The sequence below is a fragment of the Solwaraspora sp. WMMB762 genome (genome assembly GCF_049179115.1).
Taxonomy (GTDB): Bacteria; Actinomycetota; Actinomycetes; order Mycobacteriales; family Micromonosporaceae; genus Micromonospora_E.
Map to the genome: position 1 here is coordinate 3,242,422 of NZ_JBMHMD010000001.1, position 20,591 is coordinate 3,263,012.

Genomic DNA, 20,591 nt, shown 5'->3' on the forward strand with positions numbered 1-20,591 from the left:
CGGAGTCGATGCGGAGCGGGAACAGCCGCAGGGTGACAGCGGAGCTCCCCCGCGCCATGATCACTTGATGCCCTGCTGGGCGACACGCCGGGATTCTTCCAGCAGGGCATCAAATGATCACGAGAACGACGAGCCGCTATGCCGACCGGTTCCAGGCTCGCGGGTCACGGCCCTGCAGGGCGAGCAGTTGGATCTGGCGGTCCTTGGTGGGACCCACCTCCGGCGCCGTCGCGAAGTACCGCCTCGGCAGGGAACCCGCTACCGGTGCGAGATACGCGTGGGCGGCTTCGACCAGCACCGGGTCGAGGGTCGCGTCGACGCCGATCGCCTGGGCCAGATCCCAGCCGTGCACCAGGTTGTCGTTGAAACACAGCCCGGCCAGCCGCCGGCCCCGCATGTCGCCGGCCGGATGATGGACGACGGTGTCGAGCACCCCGGGGCGGGCGAACGCCTCGACCGCGACGTCGACCGAGCGGCGGACCGCCGTGAGCGGATCGTGGCCCAGTACGTCGAATCGAGGATCGCTCGGTCGTAGCGCTGACTCGACGACGATTGACTCGACGACGATCGTGCCAGAGGCACAGCCACCCGCCACATCCCCTGCGGGTGGGCTGGCTGCCCACCTCGGTGAGACAGACACCTCGCTCTCTTGACCGTACGGTCAAGTTTCCATAGGCTGTTGACCGGACAGTCAAGAGATGAGGAAGCCGATGGCGAGAGACACCCGGGAGCGCCTGCTGCGCACGGCACGCGACCTCGTGCACGGCACCTCGCTGGCCGAGGTGAGCATTGAGGACATCTGCGCGGGAGCCGGCGTCCACCGGGGCAGTCTCTACCACTTCTTCCCGTCGAAGGAGGCGCTCGGCCTGGCGGTGCTCGACCTCAACTGGACGATGATGCAGGCCGTGCTGGACGAGGCGTTCCAGGCCGAGGTCGAGCCACTCGCCCGCATCGACCGTTTCATCGACGGCTTCGCCCGAATGCTCAGGCTGATGCGCGAGAAGATGGGCGCGACGCCCGGCTGCCCGTTGGGTGATCTGACCACGGAGTTGTCCGCCCAGCCGGGGCCGGGCCGCGACCGTTCGCAGAACGTCCTGCGGGCCTGGACCCGCTACTTCGTCGACGCCATCCGGGAGGCTCGGGCACGCGGCCAGTTGACCCGGACCACCGACCCGGAGGCGGCGGCCCTGCGCGTCCTCGCCTACCTGCAGGGTATGGCGCTGCTGGCGAAGGTCTACGACGATCCGGCCCTCGTGGCTACCACCCGTACCGCCGTCCGGTCACTCATCGACCAGACCGACTGAGCCGCACGTCAACGGTGACGTGCGGCTTTGCGTACCCGCTCAGTTGACCGAATGGTCAACTACCGTACGGCACGACGCCCCAGGAGGACCAACCATGGACAGGCCAGCGACCACGACCGGCAGCCGACCCACAGCCACGCCACAGTCCACGTACCGGTTCGAGCGCTTCACCACCGCGTTGCTCATCGACGACATGTTCTTCCGTGCCGACGCGCCCGGCGCCGGCGACCCGGTGCCGGCCTTCGATCTGCCCACCCTGGACGGTGGGCGGTTTCGCAGTGACGACCTGGGGCCACTGCCGGTGCTGATGATCTTCGGATCACGCACCTGCCCGGTCACCGAGAGCGCCGGCCCGATCCTGCGCGCCCTGCACGCCGAATTCGCCGGACAGGTACGGTTCGTGCTGGTCAACACCCGCGAAGCACATCCCGGTGACGTGTTCGCCCAGCCACGGACCACGCCGGAGAAGTGGGCACACGCTCAGGAACTGCGTACCCACCACGGGTTCACCTTCGAGGTCGCGGTCGACGACATCGACGGCGACCTGCACCGGGCCATGACCCCGAAACCGAACTCGGCCTACCTGCTGAGCCCTACCGGCGTCATCATTTACCGGGCACACTGGGCCAACGACGAGCGCGGGTTGCGGTCCGCACTGACCCGGGCATCCGCCGGCCAGCCGCCCGTACGGGGTGCCAGCAGGGCGATGGTGCGACCGTTGCTGCGGGCGGTCGGCCACCTGCCCGGCGTGGTGGCCTTCGCCGGACGCGGCGTCGAACGTGACGTCTGGCGCGCGGCGGCACCGCTGGCGGTCCTCGGTCGACTGTCACGGCTGTTCCGCCGGCTCCCCGCCGACTACCGCGGCCCAGCCGCAGCGGGGCTGCTGCTGATCATCGTCGCAGTCGTCGGGGGTCTGCTGCTGCGGTGAGCGCCGCCGCCCGCCGTCGTGTCCGGCGGCGGGCACCCGATGGCCAGTCACGCTCCGGCTGGATGGTCCGGGACGCGGGCATCCTCGCCGGTCAGGAACCGCTGGACGAATCCGGTGTACCCGATGGGGATGTGCCCGGTGCCGGGCAGCAGGACGACGGCAGCATGCGGCAGCAGTCGGCGCACCCGGCGGGCGGTCTGCCGGGAGTCCAGCAGCCGGTCCTTCGCTCCGGCGACGACCAGCACCGGGACGGCGAGACGGCGCAGTCCATCATCGCTGAAGATCGGTAGCCGGTTGCGTCGCGACCGGCAGCTCCGCTGGATGAGCAGCAGGAAGTCGGCCAGCTCCGCCGACTCGGACGTAGCCGTGACACCGGACGTAGCCGAGACACCGGACGTAGCCGAGACACCGGACGTAGCCGTGACATCGGACCTCGCCGTGACATCGGACGTCGCCGGGGACGGGCCGAGCACGAGTCGGACGGCCGCACGCCGGCCCCACTCGCCGAACGGCAGGAGGAAGAGCGACCCGATGACCGCGCCGTACCTCTGCCGACCGATGCCGCCCGGCACGAGCAACGCGAGCCGGGTGATCCGCCCCGGTCGACGCTGCGCGTAGTCGAGCGCCAGCCACCCGCCCAACGAGGCGCCGACGAACGCAGCCTGGCCGATGTCGAACGCGACCAGCACGTCGTCGAGCCAATCGGCGTAGCTACCGGAGGTGAGCGGGGGTCGCGACGGTGCGCTGAGTCCGGGTTCGCCGATGACGTCGACGGCGTACACCCGGTGGGTCTGCGCCCAGGTCGCGACGTCACCGGTCCACGCCGCCGAGTTGAAGCTGCCGCCGTGCAGCGCGACGACCGGCGGGCCGTCCCGGGGACCGCTCACGATGACGAACGTATCGCCGTGCCGGGTGGGGACCGTCGCCTCCGTCGCCGGCACCGGCCAGCGCCGCAGAAACGCCCGGTACCGCTGCTCGACCGCGCGGCGCGCGTCCTCGGACTGGTAGATCGGGCTCATCGCCGACCTCGGCGAGGACCAACATTTAGCAACACCATGAGCGCCAAGTTACCCTATGCTTCCCAACCGAACAACAAGATAAGGAAGCATAGGGAATGATGGGCCGCTCTGGTCTGGCTCGTCTAGGCACTTACCAGGCAGAAGCCGACGACGAGCAGGACAGTGCCGAGGAGCAGCAGCAGCCAGAGTCGCTGGGGCAGCACGATCGCCCGTGCGACGTGCGCGCGGATCTGCTCGGCGGTCGCGGTCGTCGCGCCGCTGCCACCCCGGACCGGTTCGAGCGCCACCGTGTCGCCGTACGGTCGGGGCCGACCGATGGCGAGTACGGGTCGATCGGCCCGGACGACGTACTCGGTGACCATGAAACCCCGGGTGTCGCGCCCGGGTCGCAACTGCTCCGGACCGATTGCGCCGGACCGTTGCAGCTCGGCCAGCCGAGGAGCCGGCGGTACGGGGTCGGAGCGGGTCCGCGCGGTGTGCTCCGTCACGCTGACCTCGAACAACGAACCGGCCCACGGCGCCAACGCCTGCCCGGCCAGCTCCACCGTGACGTGCAGCAGCAGAGTTTGCGGCCCGTCGACCACCGGGATCGGATCGGTCCCACCCGACGTGGCGTAAAGCTCGAACGAGCCGACGCCCTCGTTGGAGCCGACGGTGTCCTGCCGGGTGACGACGATCCGGTACCAGACGCAGCCGATGCCCGACAGAGGGGCCGGCACCAGCCCGCCGGGCCCGGCGACCGTACGTCCGACCACGGCCACCCGCCCCGCCGCAACCTGCTCCGCCGCCACCGCCGACCCGCCATCCTCGGCGGTCAGCCTCGGCGTACCGGAGACGAGCTCCGCGAGCCTGCGCAGCCTCCGTATCCGGCCACCCAGATAGAAGGACACCACTATCGTCAACACGCTGACCGCGAGGACGGCCAGGACGATGATCTCCACAGGCACCGCTCCGTTGACTCGAACATCCGCCGGTCAGGTACCTGCCGGCGCCGGGTCGTCGGTGCCGGCCGTCGACAGCGCGGTGGCGAGTTCGATGGTGGCGGTCAGTCGTTCGCAGATTGCCGGTAGCCGTGGCCAGCCGTACAGGACGACGCGCATCGCCCGGCCTTCCAACCGGATCGGCTCATGGTCCAGCCCACCCAACTCGTGCAGTCGATGCAGGGCGCGACGCACCGGGCCGGTCGACAGCCGACGGAGGGCATCGGGATCGGCGTACGACACGATCTTGAAGGTCCGCTCGAACCGAGCGTCCTCGTCGGTTTCCTGACCGGTCGGCCTGGACCGGGGCAGGGAGAGAATATTGAACCGGCGGCGGATCTCCATGGCCGGCACCGGGACGGCCAGCCCGACGAGCAGCACCGTGTAACGTGTCGTCCCGTCGTTGTCGTCGTGCACGCACCAGACCAGGGCTGCCGGTTGACCCGCCTGCTGGCTGGCGAGCGAACAGCAGCGCTTCTCGTCCGGCACGACCGTGCCGAGGCCCCACCGGGTCAGCTCCGGAACGGGCTCGGACTCGACCCATCCGGTCCGGGCGGCCTCCGGTAGCAGATCGGCCCGCAGCTGCTGGACGAGCTGGGCGTCGCGCGACTGCTCGCCGCGTACGAGCAGCCAGATCAGCCCCAACACCAGGAGACCGCCACCGGCGGCGATCGCGACGACCCACCCGAACGCCGCCCACCCCGATATCGCTTCTTCGGCTGCATGGACCATTGGCGCCGACCCACCTTCACACCGGTGACCGCTCTGCGCCCACAGTGACGCATCGATGCAACAGCGCATGCCAGGATGTGGCGATGTCGTACCCCCCTCACCATCCCGGCTACCCGCCGATGCCCGGTGCCGTGTCTCTCCTGGTCGCCTACCCGCAGCCGATCGCACCGCCACCGGGCTGCGCCGTGCTGGTCGTCTCGGTCAACCGGGGACCGTACCTGGTACCGGCGACGGCGGCGGGCAGGTTCAAGGTCGACGGCCGCGACGTCCCGATCCCCCACGAGGGCACCTGGCACGTGGCAGTGCCGGCCGGGCAGCACGACGTCCGGTACACCGACTTCATGGGCGTGCCGGTGATCACCACGACGGTCGTCGCGCACCCCGGCGCGGCGCATCCGCTGTCGTTCCGGTTCGGCGGCTGGCGCAACCGCGTCCACGACGGGTACGGCACCGACATCACGAAGTTCGGGATGTGGTCGAACTACCTGATCGCGTTGGTCGCGCTCGTCGTGGTCGGGGTGCTGTGCTGCGGCGGCTTCGGGCTCATCGGCGCACTGTCGGGATCTCCCTGACCGGCTGAGGCTACGCGGCCGCTGGGCTACGGCCGCTGGCCAGGGAACCGAAGTCGCTGCGTACGCGTCCAATCGCTGTCTGATCCGACGCCCCTCGCCAAGGAGGTGGCCATGCAGCACCATCGGAGGTACCCGGGAAGGCTCGCTCTTCTCCCGCTCGTCGTGGCGCTCGCCGCCGCTGGCTGCGCGGGCCCCGGCGCAGGTAGCTCACCCGGCACGGATGGGTCTCCCGGTCCGGTCGAAGCTGCCAGCTCCGGACCGGTTCCCGAGGAGGGGGCGACCATCAATCCTGCTCCGTCCGCCAGCACCGACCCGCTCGGCTGCGGGCAACCGTTCGAGACGCCGGGCGACGACGTGCTGACCGTCGATGGGCGGTTCCCGTTGACGGCGTCCGGCACCGACCGCGCCGTCACCGGCACCGTCGAGGTGACCAGTCGACGCGCCGTCCGTGGCGTGGTCAGCCCCCGGGCCGAGGTGTTCCTGGTCCGGCAGGGCAGGGTGGCGGCGGTGCCGGCGGCGCAGGACCTGATCGGCGTCCAGTGGGATCTGGCGGCCGGCGACGTCGAGCAGTTGCCCGGCGACGTACCGCTGGTTTCCTGCGACCCGGCCGGCGGACCGGTTCCGACTGGTGACTACGAGCTGTACGCGCGGGTGGTCATCTTCCCGGACGGCGGCACGGACCGGCTGGTGTCCTTCGGTGGCCCGTGGCCACTGCGGGTCACCTGAGGACGCGACCGAGGGCCGGACGAGGCTGGGCCGGGGACCGCTGGATGGTCCCCGGCCCTTTCAACGGTCGGTACGGAGTCAGCCAGTGACGATGCTGATGCCGTACGCGGCAGCGACGTCGATGTAGCGCTCCGCGTAGCTGGTGACGCCGTTGCCGGCGATCACGTTGCCCCGGATCCAGGCGCGGCCCGAGGAGTCCTTCACGTAGAACGGGCTGCCGGAGTCGCCGCCCGCCGGCTGGGTGCCGCCGTTGAAGACGATGACCGGCGACTTGCAGCCGGTCGAGGTGCACACCTGGCCGGTGATGCTGGTCGCGGTGTGCCCGCAGTGCTCACCGGTGGTACGGCCGCTGTGGCAGTAGTCGGAGAAGCCGACGTACGCGGTGCCTGCCGCCACCACCGGGACGCTGGAGGTGCTGGTAACCCCACCGGTGAAGATCCGACCCGAGTAGGACCGGCCGCCGACCAGCTCCATGTCCTGGGCGTGGCCGCTCACCGTGGGCAGCCGCCGGTTCGACACCACGCCGTACGGGTTGGCACCCGACTCGGTGAGCACGTTGACGCCGTTGGCGAAGCAGTGCCCGGCGGTGACCGAGAACCGGGTGCCGGCGCCGTTCTGCACCGCGTACCCGGCCGAGCACCAGGCGACCCCGGCGGTCTGGGTGATGCCGCCGCCGCCCCAGTACGGCTGGATGTCGTCCCGGCGGTGCCAGAAGTCGCTGATGGTGGACCGGCCCACCTGTACCTCGCTGGCCGCCCGCAGGTGCGCCGCCGTGGTGCCGGCCGGCTTGATCAGGGTGGCCACCAGGTCGGCGGGTGCGTCGGTGTCGACGACGATCCTGCCGGTGGTGGCGTCGAGGTAGCTGCCGAACGTGTACTTGGTGCCGTGGGTGGCGACGTAGTCGGCGATCCGGCGTTGGATCGTCTCCAACGTCGCCGTCGCCGCAGCGGAGGCGGCGACCGTGGCGCGGGCGGTCCGGTCCGGTGCCAGCCGGTCGTCGAGCCGGGCGACGGCTGAGCCGGTGGATTCCTTGCCGACCTCCGGCGCGGCGTGCGCCGCACTGGTGCCGAGCGTGGCCAGCGCGACGGCTGCCGCCGCGACGGCGCCGACGAGCGTTCTCTTCCTCACGTACATGACTCCTCCGTATACATTGCGGCCGGTTACCGCAGCTTCTCGAATAAGAGTCGACGAACCAGCAAGATCAATAGCGATATGTCAATGTTGAGACAGTCCGGATACACCAACCGATGCGAACGTGACAAAACATTCTCATTTATGACCGCGTCGGCGACCACTGGAAAGCAATCATGTTCCTGCTCGCCGAGCGAAGAAATCTGTCACACCGCGATCGGAAACGCGCCATTCGCCGTCCAGAACTGCGGCGTACTGTCCCGATCCGGGCGACGGGCCGGGCCGCCGGCACCGCCGGTAGGGTGGCCTGATCCGCCGGTAGGGTGTCCTGATCCGCGCGGGCATCCGCGCGACCGACAGCATCCCGCGCAACCAGCAACTGGAGGACGAGTTGGCGCGACCGTCGGATCCTGCGGCCGGGTCACCGCTGGCCGACATCGAGGAGCTGTTCCCCGAGCTGAGGGAGTACGCGGCCACCGCCACCCGGCTGCACCCCCGCCCCGGGCAGCCGGGCCCGCTCGACAGCTCGATCGGCGGTCCGCTGCGCTGGCCGGCCGACGAGTCCTGGCCGTACTGCACCGGCCGGGAGCACTACGTCGATCGGCTGCTGACCCCGGAGACGGTACGCCGGATGCGCCGGGTCTATGCGGCGGCGACCGCCCGCGCGGCAGCCACCGGCCTGCCGTACCGGCTGACCGACGCGGAGGATGCCGACGTGCCGGAGTTCGACTACACCGAGCCGGTGTCGTTGGCGAAGACGCCGATCGCGCTGGTACCGGTGGCCCAGCTGTACCGGCACGATGTCGCGGGCCTCACCGGCCCGCCGGACGCGGACCTGCTGCAGGTGCTGTGGTGCCCGCTGGACCACCCCGACAACGGGTACAGCCCGTGGGTGGAGCTCCGCTGGCGGCGGACCGCCGACCTCGGCGAGCAGCTGGCAACGGCGCCGGAGCCGGTGGTGGTCAACGAGAACTACCTGCCGACGCCGTGCCTGGTGCGCCCGGAACAGGTCCGCGAGTACCAGTACGTCGGACTTCTGCCGGAGAATCTCAAGAAGCGGCTGTACGCCTGGGAAAAGCAGTCCGGGCACAGTTATCAGACAGATTTGTCGCTCGCACCGGGCTGGAAGATCGGCGGTTTTGCCAACTGGTCACTCTCCGACTGGCACCCGGTCGACTGCACCGAGTGCGGGGCGGCCATGACGTTGCTGCTCACCGCGAGCTCGGGCGAACAGAACGGCAGCGCCCGCTGGCGGTCCGCCGACGATCCGGACGGCAACCCGGTTGATGTACTCATCGGTCGGGGTTACGCCCTGCACGTCTTCGCCTGCCCGACCGCACCGGCACACCCGCCGGCCACCGTCATGCAGTGAGGGCGGTCGCGCGGCGGGCAACCCCGGCGCAGCTGTCGCCTTGTCCTGCTACTTTCCGGTAGGGATCGTCGAGCGATGGAGGCCGAGTGGGCTATCGAGGGCCGTTGCCGCAACGACTCGTCGGCCGAGTAAACGCCTGTGCCGTGGCGCTGCGTTCGTCGCCGCGGTGGGGGCGGCTGGTCCGCCGGCACCTCACGGTGGTCACCTACACCGGACGCCGATCCGGGCGCACCTTCAGCACCCCGGTCGGCTACCGCCGTACCGGCGGCACCGTCATGATCGCCGTCAAGCTGCCGGACGCCAAGAAGTGGTGGCGCAACTTCACCGGTGCCGGTGGGCCGGTCTCGCTGCACCTGGACGGGGTCGACCGAGCCGGTCATGCCGTCGCCCGCCGCGACGACCGTGGCCGGGTCACGGTGACCGTCGAACTGGACTCCTGACCGGCGGGCGACTCCCGACCGGCGGGCGTCACAAACTGCGTGGCGGCGGTGCTTAGCAGATGTGAGCAGGCAAGCCGAGCAGAGGGACGCCGCGACCGTGCCGAAACCTTCGGCACCGGGTGCGGTCCGACCCGACCTCGAACAGGTCTTCCGCGCCAGTTACCCACGGGTCGTCGCGGTGGCCGCCAAGGTTCTCGGCTGCCAGAACGAAGCTGAGGACGTCGCGCAGGAGGTGTTCCTGGCCTTCGGCCGGTCCTCGGTGCCGGCCGGGGCAGCGGCCGGGTGGTTGTCCGTCGCGGCCGCGCACACCGCGCTGAACCACATCCGTGCCGGCCGGCGGCGCGCTGACCGCGAAGAGGCCGCCGGGGTCGACGGCCTGGTGGCCCCGGACGTCGCCGACACAGTGGTGGCCTCCGAGGACCGCCGCCGGGTACGGGTCGCGCTGGCGCGGCTACCCCGCAGGCAGGCTGTCGCCCTCGTGCTCCGGCACAGCGGACTCAGCTACGCCGAGGTCGCCGCAGCTCTCGATCTTTCCCCTGGCAGCGTCGGCACCACGATACGTCGTGCCGAGACCGCCCTACGTGAGGAGTTGGAATCCTGATGCCTCATCCAACTGACGGCACACTTCGCCGGCTGCTGGACGAACCGGTAGGCGTCGCCGACGTCGACCGGGCGCACCTGGCCGGCTGTCCCGGATGTTTGTCCCGCCTCGCCGCCACGCAGCAGGATGCGGCAGTCGCCGCTGCGGCCCTGCACGTCGAGACCGCCGCCGACGTGGACGCGGGCTGGCAACGGCTGTCACACGCGGTCACCGCTGAACGAACCCGACGGGCGGTGTCGGCGGCCGGCTCCGGCGCTCGGCGGCGGCCGGCCGGGCGGTGGCGGGCGTGGCGCAGCCCGATCGTCGCCGTGGCCGGGGTCGTCGCCCTGCTGGCCGGCGCCGGCACCGCTGCCGCCACGAACTGGCTGCAGATCTTCCACACCGAGCGGATCGCCCCGGTCACCGCGCCCCAGGCCGACCTGATCAGCATGCCCGACCTGTCCGACTTCGGGGAGCTGGTGGTGACCGAGCCGGTCGACGTTCGCCCAGTCGCCGACGCGGCCGCCGCCGCGCAGGCAACCGGACTCTCCGTCCCGCAGGTGAGCGAGCTGCCCCGTGGTGTCACGGGTGAGCCCCAATATCACGTCAGCGGCCGGGTGAGCGCGGTTTTCACCTTCTCGGCGGAGCAGACCGCACGAACCGCAGCGGCGGCGGGCGAGACGGTGCCGCCACCGCCACCAGGCCTGGACGGCAGCCAGTTCCGGCTGATCGCCGGCCCCGGGTTCGCGGCGTTCTGGTCGCAGGACCGGCCCGTGCCGGCGTTGGTCGTGGCCCGTGCCGGTGCCCCCACCGTGCACTCCGCAGGCGTACCGTTCGACACGGCTCGGGACTATCTGCTCTCGCTGCCGATCCTGCCGGAAAACGTCGCGACTCAGTTGCGCGGATTCTCCGCCGACGGGACGACGTTGCCATTGTTCATGTCGGCCGAGAAGCTGACCAGCTCCACCACCGACGTCAACGGAATGCCGGCCACCGTCTTCGCCTCCCGGGCCGGCACGATGGCCGGCGTCGTCTGGGTGGACGACGGCACCGTCAGCGCCGTGGCCGGCTCGCTGAGCAGCGACGAGGTACTGTCAGTGGCCCGGAATCTAAGGTGGCGACGGTGACTGGTACGCCATCGCTGGACGCCGCGCGGCAGCTGCTCGCCGAACTGCCACCGGCGCCAGCGGTGTGGTGCTCCGGCCTAGGCAAGCGGTACCGGCGGCGAACCGTCGTGACCGGGGTGTCCTTCACCGTCGACCGCGGCGAAGTCGTCGGTCTGCTAGGTCCAAACGGTGCCGGCAAGACCACCGTCATCAAGATGCTGCTGGGCCTGGTCCGGCCCGACGCCGGTGAGGTGATGCTGCTGGGACGGCCGGCGCAGGACCATCGATCCCGGGCACGCGTCGGCTACCTGCCGGAACTCTTCCGCTATCAGCCGTGGCTCACCGCCGCCGAGGTGCTGGACCTGCACGTACGCCTCGCCGGCGAGAAGGTGCCGGCCAGCGAGCGGCGGGCTTGCCTGGCCATGGTCGGTCTCGCCGATCGAGCCGACGACCGGGTCGGCGGCTTTTCAAAGGGCATGCAGCAGCGACTCGGGCTGGCGGTCGCCCTGGTCGCCCGCCCGGAACTGATCGTGCTGGACGAGCCGACGAGCGCCCTCGATCCGGTCGGTAGGGCCGACGTACGGGACCTGTTGCTGGCGCTCCGGACCCGTGGGGTCGCCGTCCTGCTCAACTCGCATCTCATCGGCGAGGTGGAGCGGGTCTGCGACCGGGTCGTCATCCTCGACAAGGGTCAGGTCGCCGCTGCCGGCACTCTCGCCGAACTGCTCGGCCAGCGGGAGCTGCGGCTGCGGCTGACCGAGGTCGGCCCGCAGGCGCAGGCCCGGCTGGCGGCGGCCGGCCGGCTGACCCGCAGCGGCGACGAGTTCACCGTGACGCTGCCCGCCACGCCAGCCGAGGTCGACGACGGTACGGTGCCCGACCTGGTCGCCGGCCTGGTCGGTCTCGGGGTGCGGGTGCACGCCGTGGAGCAGACACGGATCAGCTTGGAGGAACGGTTGCTGGCCATCCTCCGTACCGAATCGGGCGAGAAGGACCAACATTGACGCTCCGGACCGTATTCGTCGTCGCCGCGCTCACCCTCCGGGAGGCCGCCCGGCGGCGGGTGCTGCGCTCGCTGGCCGTGCTGACGGCGGTGCTCCTCGGGCTGAGTGCCTGGGGTTTCACCCGGATCGACGCCACATTCGGCGGGCTGACCAGTGGTGAGTCCCGGTTGGCCGCAGCCATGGTGCTCAACCTGGTGATGTTCGGCCTGAGCCTGATCGCCGCGCTCGGTACGGCGTTCCTCGCCGGCCCTACCCTCGCCGGCGAGACCGAATCCGGGATGGCGCTGGCCGTCCTGGCCCGGCCGGTACGCCGCTCGGCGGTACTGGTCGGCAAGTGGCTCGGGTTGGTGGCATTCGGCAGTGGCTTCGTGGCGGCCGCCGGATCCGCTCAGCTGTTCATCGTCTGGGTCACGGTGGGCTACTGGCCGCCCCGGCCGCTGGCCGGCCTGGCGTTGCTCGCCGCCCAGGCCATCGTGCTGCTCACCCTCGGCCTGCTGTTGTCCACTGCCGTCTCGCCGATGGCGTCGGGCATCGTCGCGGTCGGGCTGTTCGGCGCCGGGTGGGTCGCGGGCGTGATCGGCGGGGTCGGCGAGGCCTTCGGCAACGACGGCGTGGCTCGGGTCGGTGCCGTGTCACAGATGCTGCTGCCGACCGACGGCCTGTGGCGCGGGGCGATGAACGCCTTTCAGGACTCCACCCTGCTGACGCAGCTCGGGCCGGCATTCGAGGGCCACCCGTTTCTGAGCGCGGCGGCTCCGACGACCACCTACCTTGTCTGGGTGGGCCTGTGGATCGCGCTGGTCCTCGGCCTTGCCGTGGTGGTGTTCCAGCGGCGGGATCAGTGACGGTTGATGCAGTGGCTCAGCCCGCCGGCAGGTCCGCCCCGTCCGGGGCGCGCATCCGCCAGGCGTCAGTGACCAGCTCGGCGAGCCGGTCGACGTCGACCCGCGCCAGCCGGAGCATCACCAGCGGCAGTCCGTCGTAGCCGGGTGTGGTGAAGAACAGGTCGGGCTCGCCGAGCAGCAGCGCCTGCTTCTCCGCCTCGTCGCCGACGTACAGCACGGCGACGTCGGTCCGGATCACCCGTGGCTTGCCGGGCCGGCGCTCCGGATAGGACCAGACGAAGCCCTTGCCGGCGACCCGGAAGTCGAAGCCGTCGCTGTCGATCTCGACGACCTGCGGCAGCGCCGACGCCAGTCGGCGCACGTCGTCCGCGTCAGCCATCGAGGCACCCGCACCGCAAAGCGCTCCGCACACCCACAGGTTAGCCAGCCGGCTTCGTCGCCACCACGAACACCCGTCGGAACGGGAACGCGACGAGCCCGTCCCGGACCGGGTACCGAGCCGCCAACTCCTCGCCGAGCCGTCTACGGAACGCGGCCCACCCCGCGTCGTCGAGGGCGGCCCGGACCGGCCGGGCGGCGGTCCCCTCGACCCAGGCCAGCACCGGATGCGCCGCCGGGTCGGCGTCCACGGCCGGCAGCAGATGCAGGTACGTGGACTCCCAGGCGTCGACCGTACAGCCGGCTCGGAGCAGTCGGGTGGCGTAGCCGGCCGGGTCGAGCACCACGTCACCGCCACGGATGTCCGGCAGCCGCCCCCGCCAGCGAGCGTCCGCCGCGACCGAGCGGATCGCCCGGTGCGACGGGGCGTCGAAGTTGCCCGGCACCTGGAAGGCCAGCACCGCCCCCGGCCGTAGCCGCGCCGCCCACCGGTCGAGCAGGGCGGGATGCTCGGGCACCCATTGCAGTACGGCGTTGCAGATCACCACATCGACGTCCGGGCCGGGCTCCCAGTCGGTCACGTCGCCGACGTCGAACCGGACCGGTGACCCGAGCGCCCGGGCGGCGGCGATCATCTCGGTCGACGAGTCGATCCCGGTCACGACGGCTCCCGGCCAGCGGTCGGCCAGGTGGACGGTGAGGGTGCCCGGCCCGCAGCCGAGGTCGACGACCACGGCCGGGTCGGCGACGGCGGCCCTGGCCAGCAGGTCAGCGAACGGGCGGGAGCGGTGGTCGGTGAAGCGCAGGTAGGCGGCCGGATCCCACATCGTTGTCTCCTCCCGGCCGATCCGATGTCCGACCGGCGTCACTGCCGATCCGGCGTCCGGGCGTCACGGTACGCCGCCCACTCGTCGGCGAGCATCGCGAAGTCGAGTTCCGTACTCCATTCACCTTTGAACAGTTCGCTGCGCACCAGCCGGGCTTCCTGACGCATTCCGAGGCGCCGGGCCAGCCGGGCCGACGACTCGTTGCGCTCGTCCACCCGGGCCACGATCCGGTGCAGGCCGAGCTGATCGAAGCCGAGAGAGAGCAGCGCCCGTGCCGCCTCGGTGGCGTAGCCCTGGCCGGCGGCGTCCGGATGTACGACGTACCCGATCTCGCCGCCGCGATGGACCCGGCTACGCCAGAAGAGCACGACGTCACCGATCAGCCGGCCGGTGGCCGCAACCTCGACGCCAAGAGTGAGGGCCTGACCTTCGTCGGTGAGGCCGGTGTTGGCCCACTGGGTGGCGAGCCGTTGGACGACGACGTCGCGGGTCATCGGCTCGAACGGCACGTACCGGCAGACGTCCGGCAGGCTGCGGTAGGCGAGTAGCGCGTCGACGTCGTCGCCGGTCAGCGGTCGCAGCAGCAGCCGCTCGGTGCGGACCGGATATTCGGGATGCAGGGCAGAATATTCGGGATGCAGGGCGGACGGCTGCACGGTCGGCACGCCGCCCATCCTGCCACCACGCCCACCGTCGATGGCCCTGCCACCACACCCGCCGCCATCCGATTTGCCGGGCCGTCCAGCGGTCAGGCCAGCCGGTCGACAGAGGTGAGATCCAGCTCACACCGATGCCCAAAGCCGGGCCCGTTGCCCGGTCCGTCTTGCCGGTTGTGAACGACGACAGGAACGACGACAGGAACGGTGCGACGACGTGACGGGTCGGATTCTCTTCGTGGAACTGCGCCGTACCGCGGTGGTGTGGTTCGGTGTCGGGTTGGCGTTCGCGGCGGCCTGGTGGGCCGCCGACGGAGAACGCTGGGACGGGTACTGGATGGCCGGGGTACTGGCCCACCACAGCGCGCTGGACCTGATCTGGCCGCTCGCGGTCGCGGTCGGCGCCTGGCACGGCCGCCGGGACCAGGCCAGCAGGATGACCGAACTGGTCGCGACCAGCGCCCGACCGGGCCTGGTCCGGGTGGCGCCCCGGGCGGTCGCGGTCGTCGGCTGCCTCGCCGGCGGGTACACCGGCGGAGTGCTCGAGGTGCTGGCCCGCGCGGTGCTGGCCGCCGACCATCAGCCGACCGGCTGGGTGTGGCCGATGCTGCTCGGCGCGGCGAGCGTCGCGGCGGCCGGTCTACTCGGCCTCGGCCTGGGGCAGCTGCTGCCGTCCCGGCTGACCGCCCCGCTGCTCGCCGTGGGTGCGCTCGCCGCCGTCGTCGGGCTGCAACTGCTCACCGACGGCTCCGACAGCCGGGCCGCGCTGCTCAGTCCGGCGTCCCTCGGGCCGGCCGACGGCTACTCCACGATCGACGGCCGGGCCGTCGCGGGCAAGCTGGTGTGGTCCGTCGCCCTGGCGGCCACCGGATGGGCGCTGTACGCCGCCGCAACCCGCCGCTCCCGGCTGCTCGCCACGCTACCGACCGTCGCCGGGCTGCTCGTCGCCCTGATCGTGCTGCCACCGGTCGATGAGGCAGCCCGCCCCGACCTGCAGGCCACCGGGCTGGTCTGTGCCGACGGGACGCCCCGGGTCTGCGTCAGCCGGGTCGACGCGTCGGTCCTGCCGGAGCTGGTCGGGCCGGCCCGGCGGGCGTTGACTCTGCTGGCCAAACTGCCCGACCCGCCGACCGCCGTGGTGCAGCAGGTCAGCCCGCACGGCGCCACGATCGCGCAGCGCCGGGACACCGTCCACTTCGAGCTGCTCATCTACGGCGACGGGACGATCGCCACCGGGCTGCCCTCGCTCGAAGCCGAAATCCTCGACGGCGCCGGCACCTGGGCCTGCGGTGCCGCCCTCGACGACGTCGAGGGCTGGGAGCCGATCCAGGCGGCCCGGGCGGCGGCCGGCCTCTGGCTGCAGGGCCGGGACGCGGCACCGGACGAGTTCTGGCAACCCGTACAGGGCATGGTCGAGGAGGCGCTGGCCACGCTGCGGTCGCTGCCGGCGGACGAGCAACTGGCCCGGGTCGCCGCACTGCGGGAGGCCGCGCTGGACTGTCGACCCGACCTCTACGAGGTGCTGACCACCAACTGACGCGGACCGGCGGTAGACCCCGTTTCGGATCGTGAGGGGTTGACGGCGGGGAGTCATCGACATCAACATGTTCGCCATTGGCGTTCAGCGATCTTCGATGCCAACCGGTTGATCCCGGCCCTGCGATCCAGGAGACGATCGATGTCAGGACGCAAGCCCTCCCTACCACGACTATTGCCCCGGGCACGCCGCCTGCTGGCCGTCACCGCTGGTGCCGTGCTGGCCGGCGGGCTGCTCGCCGTACCGCTGCCCGTCTCGGCCGCGCCCACCGACGGCGGTGCCGACGCCCCCGGTGCCGGCGCCGCCGCAGTCGCCGAGGAACTACAGGCCACAGTCGCCGAATCGACCGGCGACCGGGTCCAGGCGCTGCTGATGCTGCCCAACCCGCAGCGCTATCCGACCAACCCGGACACCGCCGTCGACCAGCTTCGCGCCCACTCCGAGGAGATCCAGGCCGAGGTCGAAACGGCGCTGGAGGAGCACGCCGAGACCGCCGGCGACGTACGGGTGGTCAACCGCTTCTGGATCACCAACATGCTGCTCGTCGAGTTCACCGCCGACGCCGCCCGGCTGTCGGCGCTGGCGAGCCTGCCCGGCGTGCAACGGGTGCTGCCGAACTTCACCCTGAGCGTGCCGGAGACCGAGATGACCGCCGCCGCCGACCCGGCCGCGTCGATCATCGACGACCGGATCACCTGGGGCATGGACCGCATCGGCGTCGAAAAGGTCTGGACCGAGCTCGGTCTGGACGGCACCGGCGTCCGGGTGGTCACTCTGGACACCGGGGTCGCCATCGACCACCCCGACCTGGTCGGCAAGATGGCCACCGACGACCCGACCGACCCGACCTACCCGGGTGGCTGGATGGAGTTCAGCTCCGCCGGCGGTCTGGTGGCCTCGGAGCCACACGACTCGTCCACCCACGGTACGCACGTCTCCGGCACCATCCACGGTGGTGCGGCGTCCGGCGTGATCATCGGCGGCGCGCCCGGTGCCGAGATGGCGCACGGCCTGGTGATCCCCGGCGGAAGCGGCTCCTTCGCCCAGGTCGCCGCCGGCATGCAGTGGGCGGTCGCACCGACCGACTCGGCCGGCAACCCGGCGGGCCGCCCGGCCGACGTGGTCAGCATGTCGCTCGGCGCACCGAGCTACTCGACGGAGATGGTCGCCCCGACCCGGGCGATCGTCGCCGCCGGTGCGTTCCCGTCGTTCGCCATCGGCAACGAGGACATCCTCGGCAGCTGCGGCGTCGGTTCGTCCAGCCCCGGCAACGTGTACGAGGCCGTCGGCGTCGGTGCCACCGACATCGACGACAACGTCGCCGACTTCTCCTGCGGCAACGTGGTCAACAAGTCCAGTTGGGCCAGCCCACCCGCGGACTGGCCGGACAGCTGGGTCACCCCGGACCTGTCCGCCCCGGGCGACGAGGTGTGGTCGGCCCACCCGGACGGCAGCTACCGCTACGCCAGCGGCACCTCGATGGCCACCCCGCACACCAGCGCGGTCGCCGCGCTGCTGCTGCAGGGCGCGCCGGAGCTCAGCGTCGACGCGACCCGCACCGCACTGATCGACACCGCGTTCTGGGACGACCGGTACGCCGACGTGGCACCGGACACCCGCTACGGCCACGGCCGGATCGACGCGTACGCCGCCGCCGTGCAGGTGGCGCTCGACAGCGGTGTCACCGGCCAGGTCACCACCGCCGGCACCGGAGCCCCGGTGGCCGACGCCACGGTCACCGTCACGCCGGGCGGGGCCTCGGTGCGTACCGGTGACGACGGCACCTTCACCCTGCGCCTGGCACCCGGCAGCTACACGCTGACCGCCACCGCGTTCGGTCACGAGACCGCCAGCGTCGCCGACGTCGTCGTGGTCGAGGAGTCGTTCACCACCGTCGACCTGGCGATGGTGCCACTGCCGATCGGGGTGGTCACCGGTGCCGCGACGTTCAACGAGAGCGGCCACGGCGTACCCGGGGTGACGGTCACGGTCTCCGCCGACGGCGCGCCGGTCGGCAGCCCGGTGGTCACCGGCACCGACGGCAGCTACCGGCTCGAACTGCCGGCCGGCAGCTACCGGATCACCGCCGACCATCCCCGGTTCGACGTCTCCCCGGCCGTCGAGGTGACCATTCCGGAAGGCGGCGCGGTCACCGCCGACTTCACGCTCAGCCCGCCGCCGCAGACGGTCGCCCTGGTCGGCAGCTACGTCGACACGTACGCCGACGAGATCTTCGCCCCACGCGGCATCGAGACGGTGATCTACGACTGGGACGAGCTGGTGGCCGCCGCCGACCATCCGGTCGTGGTGCTCGGCTACGGGGTGAGCAGCGACTACGACGAGGCGACCTTCCAGGCGTTCCTGGACGCCACCGACGCCGCCGGCACCGGGGTGATCTTCACCGACCACGCCTACAGCACCGGCAACGGCATCCGGCAGCTGTCCCAGCACACCGGGCAGCCCGTCTCGACCGGCTCCAACACCGGCGGTACCGGCGTGGCCGAGTCGTACTACGAGGTGACCGCCGAACACCCGATCCTCGACGGGTACGCCGTCGGTGACCGGATTCCGCTGGACAACAGCACCCAGGCCAAGTGGATCGCCTGGTTCGGCGACTACTCCGGCGACGGCCGGCAGACCCTCGCCGACCTGGGCCGCAGCGACACCACCGGGATCTACGGCGGCGGCATCGGCGTCGACCAGCGGGCCACCAACCGGCACGTGCTGCTGTCCACCCACGGCGTGTCGGTGACCCGTGGCCCGGTCGACTGGACCGAGCAGGCCACCCAGGTGTTCCTCGACGCCATCGACTGGGCGGCCCGACCGGCCGAGGAAGGGCAGCCGTACTTCGCCGTGCACGGGTTGACGGTCGACCCGGAGGTGGTGAAGAGCAACGAACCGGTACGGGTCACCGCACAGGTGAAGAACATCGGCGCGGCCGCCGGGCCGTACCAGGCGGTGCTGCGGGTCGACGGTGAGTCGGCGGCGACCACCACGGTCAACCTCGGCTCCGGCGTCAACCAGACGGTCAGCTGGACGGTCCAGCGGGCAGAGCTGGGCAACTACGCCGTGACGCTCGAGTACCTGACCGGGTCGTTCCGGGTGCGTCCGCCCCGGGTGAGCCTCACCGCGCGTACCGTCGATGCTCCGGATGCCGAGCCCGGCCCGCTGGCCGGCGCTGCGGTCGAGCTGGTCCACGACGGCGCGGTGATCCCGGTCGGTGCCACCGACGACGCCGGCACCCTCACCTTCGAGACGCCGGCCGCCGTCGACCGCTACACCCTGGTGGTGCGCAAGGCCGCGACCGACGGTGGTACGTCGTACCTGCTGCACAAGGTGATCACGGTGTTCGACGACGACGAGGTGCTGTTCGCGCCCCGGGTGCTGGCCGGTGGGCCGGCCGGGGCCGAGGCGGCGCAGGATCTGTCGACCCGGGTGGACCTCGCCGCCGACCTGGTCGGCGGCAACCATGCGGCGACCGTCTACCTGCGCCCGGCCGGCACCGCGCCGTGGGCGTACTCGTTCGGGCCCGGACCGCTGGTCGCGACGCTGGACAGCTACCAGGCGGTCACCGTGCACCAGCTGCCCCGGTTGGAACGCGACTGGTGGCTGGTCAGCGAGATCCTGCCGGAGATGGACTGGATCGACCCGTTCGACGCCACGTTCGGCTTCGGCGGTGCGGCGCAGGTCGAACTGGCCGCGTCGGCCCCGGAGCCCGGCTCGGTCGAGGTGGACTGGTCGGTGACCGACGCGCACGGGCACCCGTTCGCGACGGTCCGCGCCACCGACGTACGGCCGTTCGCCGATCTGCCGGCGGTGACCCGCCTGGAGGACGTCGTGCCGGCGGTCCGGGCGTTGGCGCCCAACGAGGCCCGGCCGGTGCTGCGGCTGTCCGACCCGGCCGGCACCGAGATCCGGGCCGGCTACCTCGACTGGGCGGCCCAGCCGTACGGGTTCGAGGTCGACGACCCGCAGCCCGGTCGGTACCAGCTCCAGCTGGAGCTGGACACCGGCTGGTACAGCGGGCTGGTCGACGCCGAGTCGTCCCTGGTGCTGGCCGAGGCGGCGACGATCACCTCGACCTACCCGCAGACCGCCGAGGTGGACGGCTGGTTCCACCCGGAGGTCCGGGTGGTCAACCCGAGCGGGGTCGACCAGGGCACCGCCGAGTCGACGCTGACGGTCACCCACCCCGACGGTGACCTGCTGGCCCGCGACGTCGCGGTGCAGCTGCGGGTCGACGGTGCCTGGGTCCGGGTGCCGATGTCGGTGCAGGACGGTGCCCTGGTCGGGACGATCTCGCCGGAGGTGGCGCTGACCGCCGGCACCGACCTGACCTGGGAGCTGCACGTCCGCACCCGCCGGCCCGGCGACTTCACCTTCACCCACCAGCTGACCGGCGGTGCGGTGGCGGTGACCGCCAGCTCGGCGGTGACGGTGGGCTGATGATGTCC

The 20,591-nt window shown here is 71.4% G+C and carries 20 protein-coding genes; 12 read left to right on the forward strand and 8 right to left on the reverse strand.

What is annotated here, in order from left to right; all coding sequences use genetic code 11:
* Positions 1-136: 136 nt before the first annotated feature.
* A complete protein-coding gene (locus ACN27J_RS14275) occupies positions 137-640 on the reverse strand; it encodes a hypothetical protein (RefSeq protein ID WP_421366723.1) in 504 nt (167 codons plus the stop codon).
* A gap of 58 nt (positions 641-698) precedes the next feature.
* On the opposite strand from ACN27J_RS14275, the gene ACN27J_RS14280 reads away from it, so the two are divergent.
* Both ACN27J_RS14280 and ACN27J_RS14285 read left to right on the forward strand, forming a co-directional pair.
* A complete protein-coding gene (locus tag ACN27J_RS14280; protein ID WP_421366724.1) occupies positions 699-1,304 on the forward strand; it encodes a TetR/AcrR family transcriptional regulator in 606 nt (201 codons plus the stop codon).
* A gap of 94 nt (positions 1,305-1,398) precedes the next feature.
* Positions 1,399-2,232, forward strand: a complete 834-nt coding sequence (locus tag ACN27J_RS14285; protein ID WP_421366725.1) for a redoxin domain-containing protein — start codon at positions 1,399-1,401, stop codon at positions 2,230-2,232.
* A gap of 47 nt (positions 2,233-2,279) precedes the next feature.
* Here the strand turns inward: ACN27J_RS14285 and ACN27J_RS14290 are convergent, their stop codons facing one another.
* The 3 genes from ACN27J_RS14290 to ACN27J_RS14300 all read right to left on the reverse strand — a co-directional run bounded on the left by ACN27J_RS14290 (position 2,280) and on the right by ACN27J_RS14300 (position 4,963).
* Complete coding sequence (locus ACN27J_RS14290; protein WP_421366726.1) at positions 2,280-3,251, reverse strand: alpha/beta fold hydrolase; 972 nt, start codon at positions 3,249-3,251, stop codon at positions 2,280-2,282.
* A 122-nt stretch (positions 3,252-3,373) separates the two neighbouring features.
* Positions 3,374-4,192 (reverse strand): hypothetical protein, encoded by an 819-nt coding sequence (locus tag ACN27J_RS14295; protein ID WP_421366727.1) that lies wholly within the window; start codon positions 4,190-4,192, stop codon positions 3,374-3,376.
* A 33-nt stretch (positions 4,193-4,225) separates the two neighbouring features.
* Entirely contained in the window at positions 4,226-4,963 is a 738-nt protein-coding gene (locus ACN27J_RS14300) for a hypothetical protein (protein WP_421366728.1), read from the reverse strand.
* A gap of 83 nt (positions 4,964-5,046) precedes the next feature.
* Between ACN27J_RS14300 and ACN27J_RS14305 the strand changes: the two genes are divergently transcribed.
* Positions 5,047-5,535: a hypothetical protein gene (locus ACN27J_RS14305; protein WP_421366729.1), complete on the forward strand. Its 489-nt coding sequence runs from the start codon at positions 5,047-5,049 to the stop codon at positions 5,533-5,535.
* A 111-nt stretch (positions 5,536-5,646) separates the two neighbouring features.
* Positions 5,647-6,261: a hypothetical protein gene (locus ACN27J_RS14310; protein WP_421366731.1), complete on the forward strand. Its 615-nt coding sequence runs from the start codon at positions 5,647-5,649 to the stop codon at positions 6,259-6,261.
* Positions 6,262-6,339: 78 nt separating this feature from the next.
* On the opposite strand, the gene ACN27J_RS14315 is transcribed toward ACN27J_RS14310, so the two are convergent.
* On the reverse strand, positions 6,340-7,389 hold the full coding sequence (locus ACN27J_RS14315; RefSeq protein WP_421366732.1) for a hypothetical protein: 1,050 nt from the start codon (positions 7,387-7,389) through the stop codon (positions 6,340-6,342).
* 394 nt (positions 7,390-7,783) lie between these two features.
* Between ACN27J_RS14315 and ACN27J_RS14320 the strand changes: the two genes are divergently transcribed.
* From ACN27J_RS14320 to ACN27J_RS14345, 6 genes are all read left to right on the forward strand, one after another.
* Positions 7,784-8,764, forward strand: a complete 981-nt coding sequence (locus ACN27J_RS14320; RefSeq protein ID WP_421366733.1) for a hypothetical protein — start codon at positions 7,784-7,786, stop codon at positions 8,762-8,764.
* A gap of 104 nt (positions 8,765-8,868) precedes the next feature.
* A complete protein-coding gene (locus ACN27J_RS14325; protein WP_421366734.1) occupies positions 8,869-9,204 on the forward strand; it encodes a nitroreductase/quinone reductase family protein in 336 nt (111 codons plus the stop codon).
* Between the two features lie 97 nt (positions 9,205-9,301).
* Complete coding sequence (locus ACN27J_RS14330; protein ID WP_421366735.1) at positions 9,302-9,805, forward strand: sigma-70 family RNA polymerase sigma factor; 504 nt, start codon at positions 9,302-9,304, stop codon at positions 9,803-9,805.
* Positions 9,805-10,911 (forward strand): hypothetical protein, encoded by a 1,107-nt coding sequence (locus ACN27J_RS14335; RefSeq protein WP_421366737.1) that lies wholly within the window; start codon positions 9,805-9,807, stop codon positions 10,909-10,911. The genes ACN27J_RS14330 and ACN27J_RS14335 overlap by 1 nt, the downstream gene beginning before the upstream one ends.
* Positions 10,908-11,894 carry an ABC transporter ATP-binding protein gene (locus ACN27J_RS14340; protein ID WP_421366738.1) on the forward strand — a complete coding sequence of 329 codons (987 nt, stop codon included), beginning with the start codon at positions 10,908-10,910 and terminating at the stop codon, positions 11,892-11,894. The genes ACN27J_RS14335 and ACN27J_RS14340 overlap by 4 nt, the downstream gene beginning before the upstream one ends.
* Positions 11,891-12,739, forward strand: a complete 849-nt coding sequence (locus ACN27J_RS14345; RefSeq protein WP_421366739.1) for an ABC transporter permease subunit — start codon at positions 11,891-11,893, stop codon at positions 12,737-12,739. The genes ACN27J_RS14340 and ACN27J_RS14345 overlap by 4 nt, the downstream gene beginning before the upstream one ends.
* 16 nt (positions 12,740-12,755) lie before the next feature.
* Here the strand turns inward: ACN27J_RS14345 and ACN27J_RS14350 are convergent, their stop codons facing one another.
* Genes ACN27J_RS14350 through ACN27J_RS14360 form a run of 3 tightly spaced genes read right to left on the reverse strand, consistent with a single transcriptional unit; the run spans position 12,756 to position 14,609 of the window.
* Positions 12,756-13,118, reverse strand: coding sequence for an MmcQ/YjbR family DNA-binding protein (locus ACN27J_RS14350; RefSeq protein WP_421366740.1), 363 nt, complete (start codon positions 13,116-13,118; stop codon positions 12,756-12,758).
* 40 nt (positions 13,119-13,158) lie between these two features.
* Positions 13,159-13,944, reverse strand: coding sequence for a trans-aconitate 2-methyltransferase (locus tag ACN27J_RS14355; protein WP_421366741.1), 786 nt, complete (start codon positions 13,942-13,944; stop codon positions 13,159-13,161).
* A gap of 38 nt (positions 13,945-13,982) precedes the next feature.
* The gene (locus tag ACN27J_RS14360; RefSeq protein ID WP_421366742.1) at positions 13,983-14,609 is read right to left on the reverse strand and encodes a GNAT family N-acetyltransferase; all 627 of its coding nucleotides are present in this window, start codon (positions 14,607-14,609) and stop codon (positions 13,983-13,985) included.
* A 208-nt stretch (positions 14,610-14,817) separates the two neighbouring features.
* Here ACN27J_RS14360 and ACN27J_RS14365 point away from each other — a divergent pair, with 208 nt between their 5' ends.
* Positions 14,818-16,137 (forward strand): hypothetical protein, encoded by a 1,320-nt coding sequence (locus ACN27J_RS14365; protein WP_421366743.1) that lies wholly within the window; start codon positions 14,818-14,820, stop codon positions 16,135-16,137.
* Positions 16,138-16,278: 141 nt separating this feature from the next.
* A complete protein-coding gene (locus ACN27J_RS14370; protein ID WP_421366744.1) occupies positions 16,279-20,583 on the forward strand; it encodes a S8 family serine peptidase in 4,305 nt (1,434 codons plus the stop codon).
* Positions 20,584-20,591 lie beyond the last annotated feature (8 nt).

Bases quoted from the DNA above. Each gene is read 5' to 3' on its own strand.
- ACN27J_RS14280 (WP_421366724.1), top strand. From the start codon at position 699: ATGAGGAAGCCGATGGCGAGAGACACCCGGGAGCGCCTGCTGCGCACG.
- ACN27J_RS14285 (WP_421366725.1), top strand. From the start codon at position 1,399: ATGGACAGGCCAGCGACCACGACCGGCAGCCGACCCACAGCCACGCCA.
- ACN27J_RS14290 (WP_421366726.1), bottom strand. From the start codon at position 3,251: ATGAGCCCGATCTACCAGTCCGAGGACGCGCGCCGCGCGGTCGAGCAG.
- ACN27J_RS14300 (WP_421366728.1), bottom strand. From the start codon at position 4,963: ATGGTCCATGCAGCCGAAGAAGCGATATCGGGGTGGGCGGCGTTCGGG.
- ACN27J_RS14305 (WP_421366729.1), top strand. From the start codon at position 5,047: ATGTCGTACCCCCCTCACCATCCCGGCTACCCGCCGATGCCCGGTGCC.
- ACN27J_RS14310 (WP_421366731.1), top strand. From the start codon at position 5,647: ATGCAGCACCATCGGAGGTACCCGGGAAGGCTCGCTCTTCTCCCGCTC.
- ACN27J_RS14335 (WP_421366737.1), top strand. From the start codon at position 9,805: ATGCCTCATCCAACTGACGGCACACTTCGCCGGCTGCTGGACGAACCG.
- ACN27J_RS14350 (WP_421366740.1), bottom strand. From the start codon at position 13,118: ATGGCTGACGCGGACGACGTGCGCCGACTGGCGTCGGCGCTGCCGCAG.
- ACN27J_RS14355 (WP_421366741.1), bottom strand. From the start codon at position 13,944: ATGTGGGATCCGGCCGCCTACCTGCGCTTCACCGACCACCGCTCCCGC.
- ACN27J_RS14370 (WP_421366744.1), top strand. From the start codon at position 16,279: ATGTCAGGACGCAAGCCCTCCCTACCACGACTATTGCCCCGGGCACGC.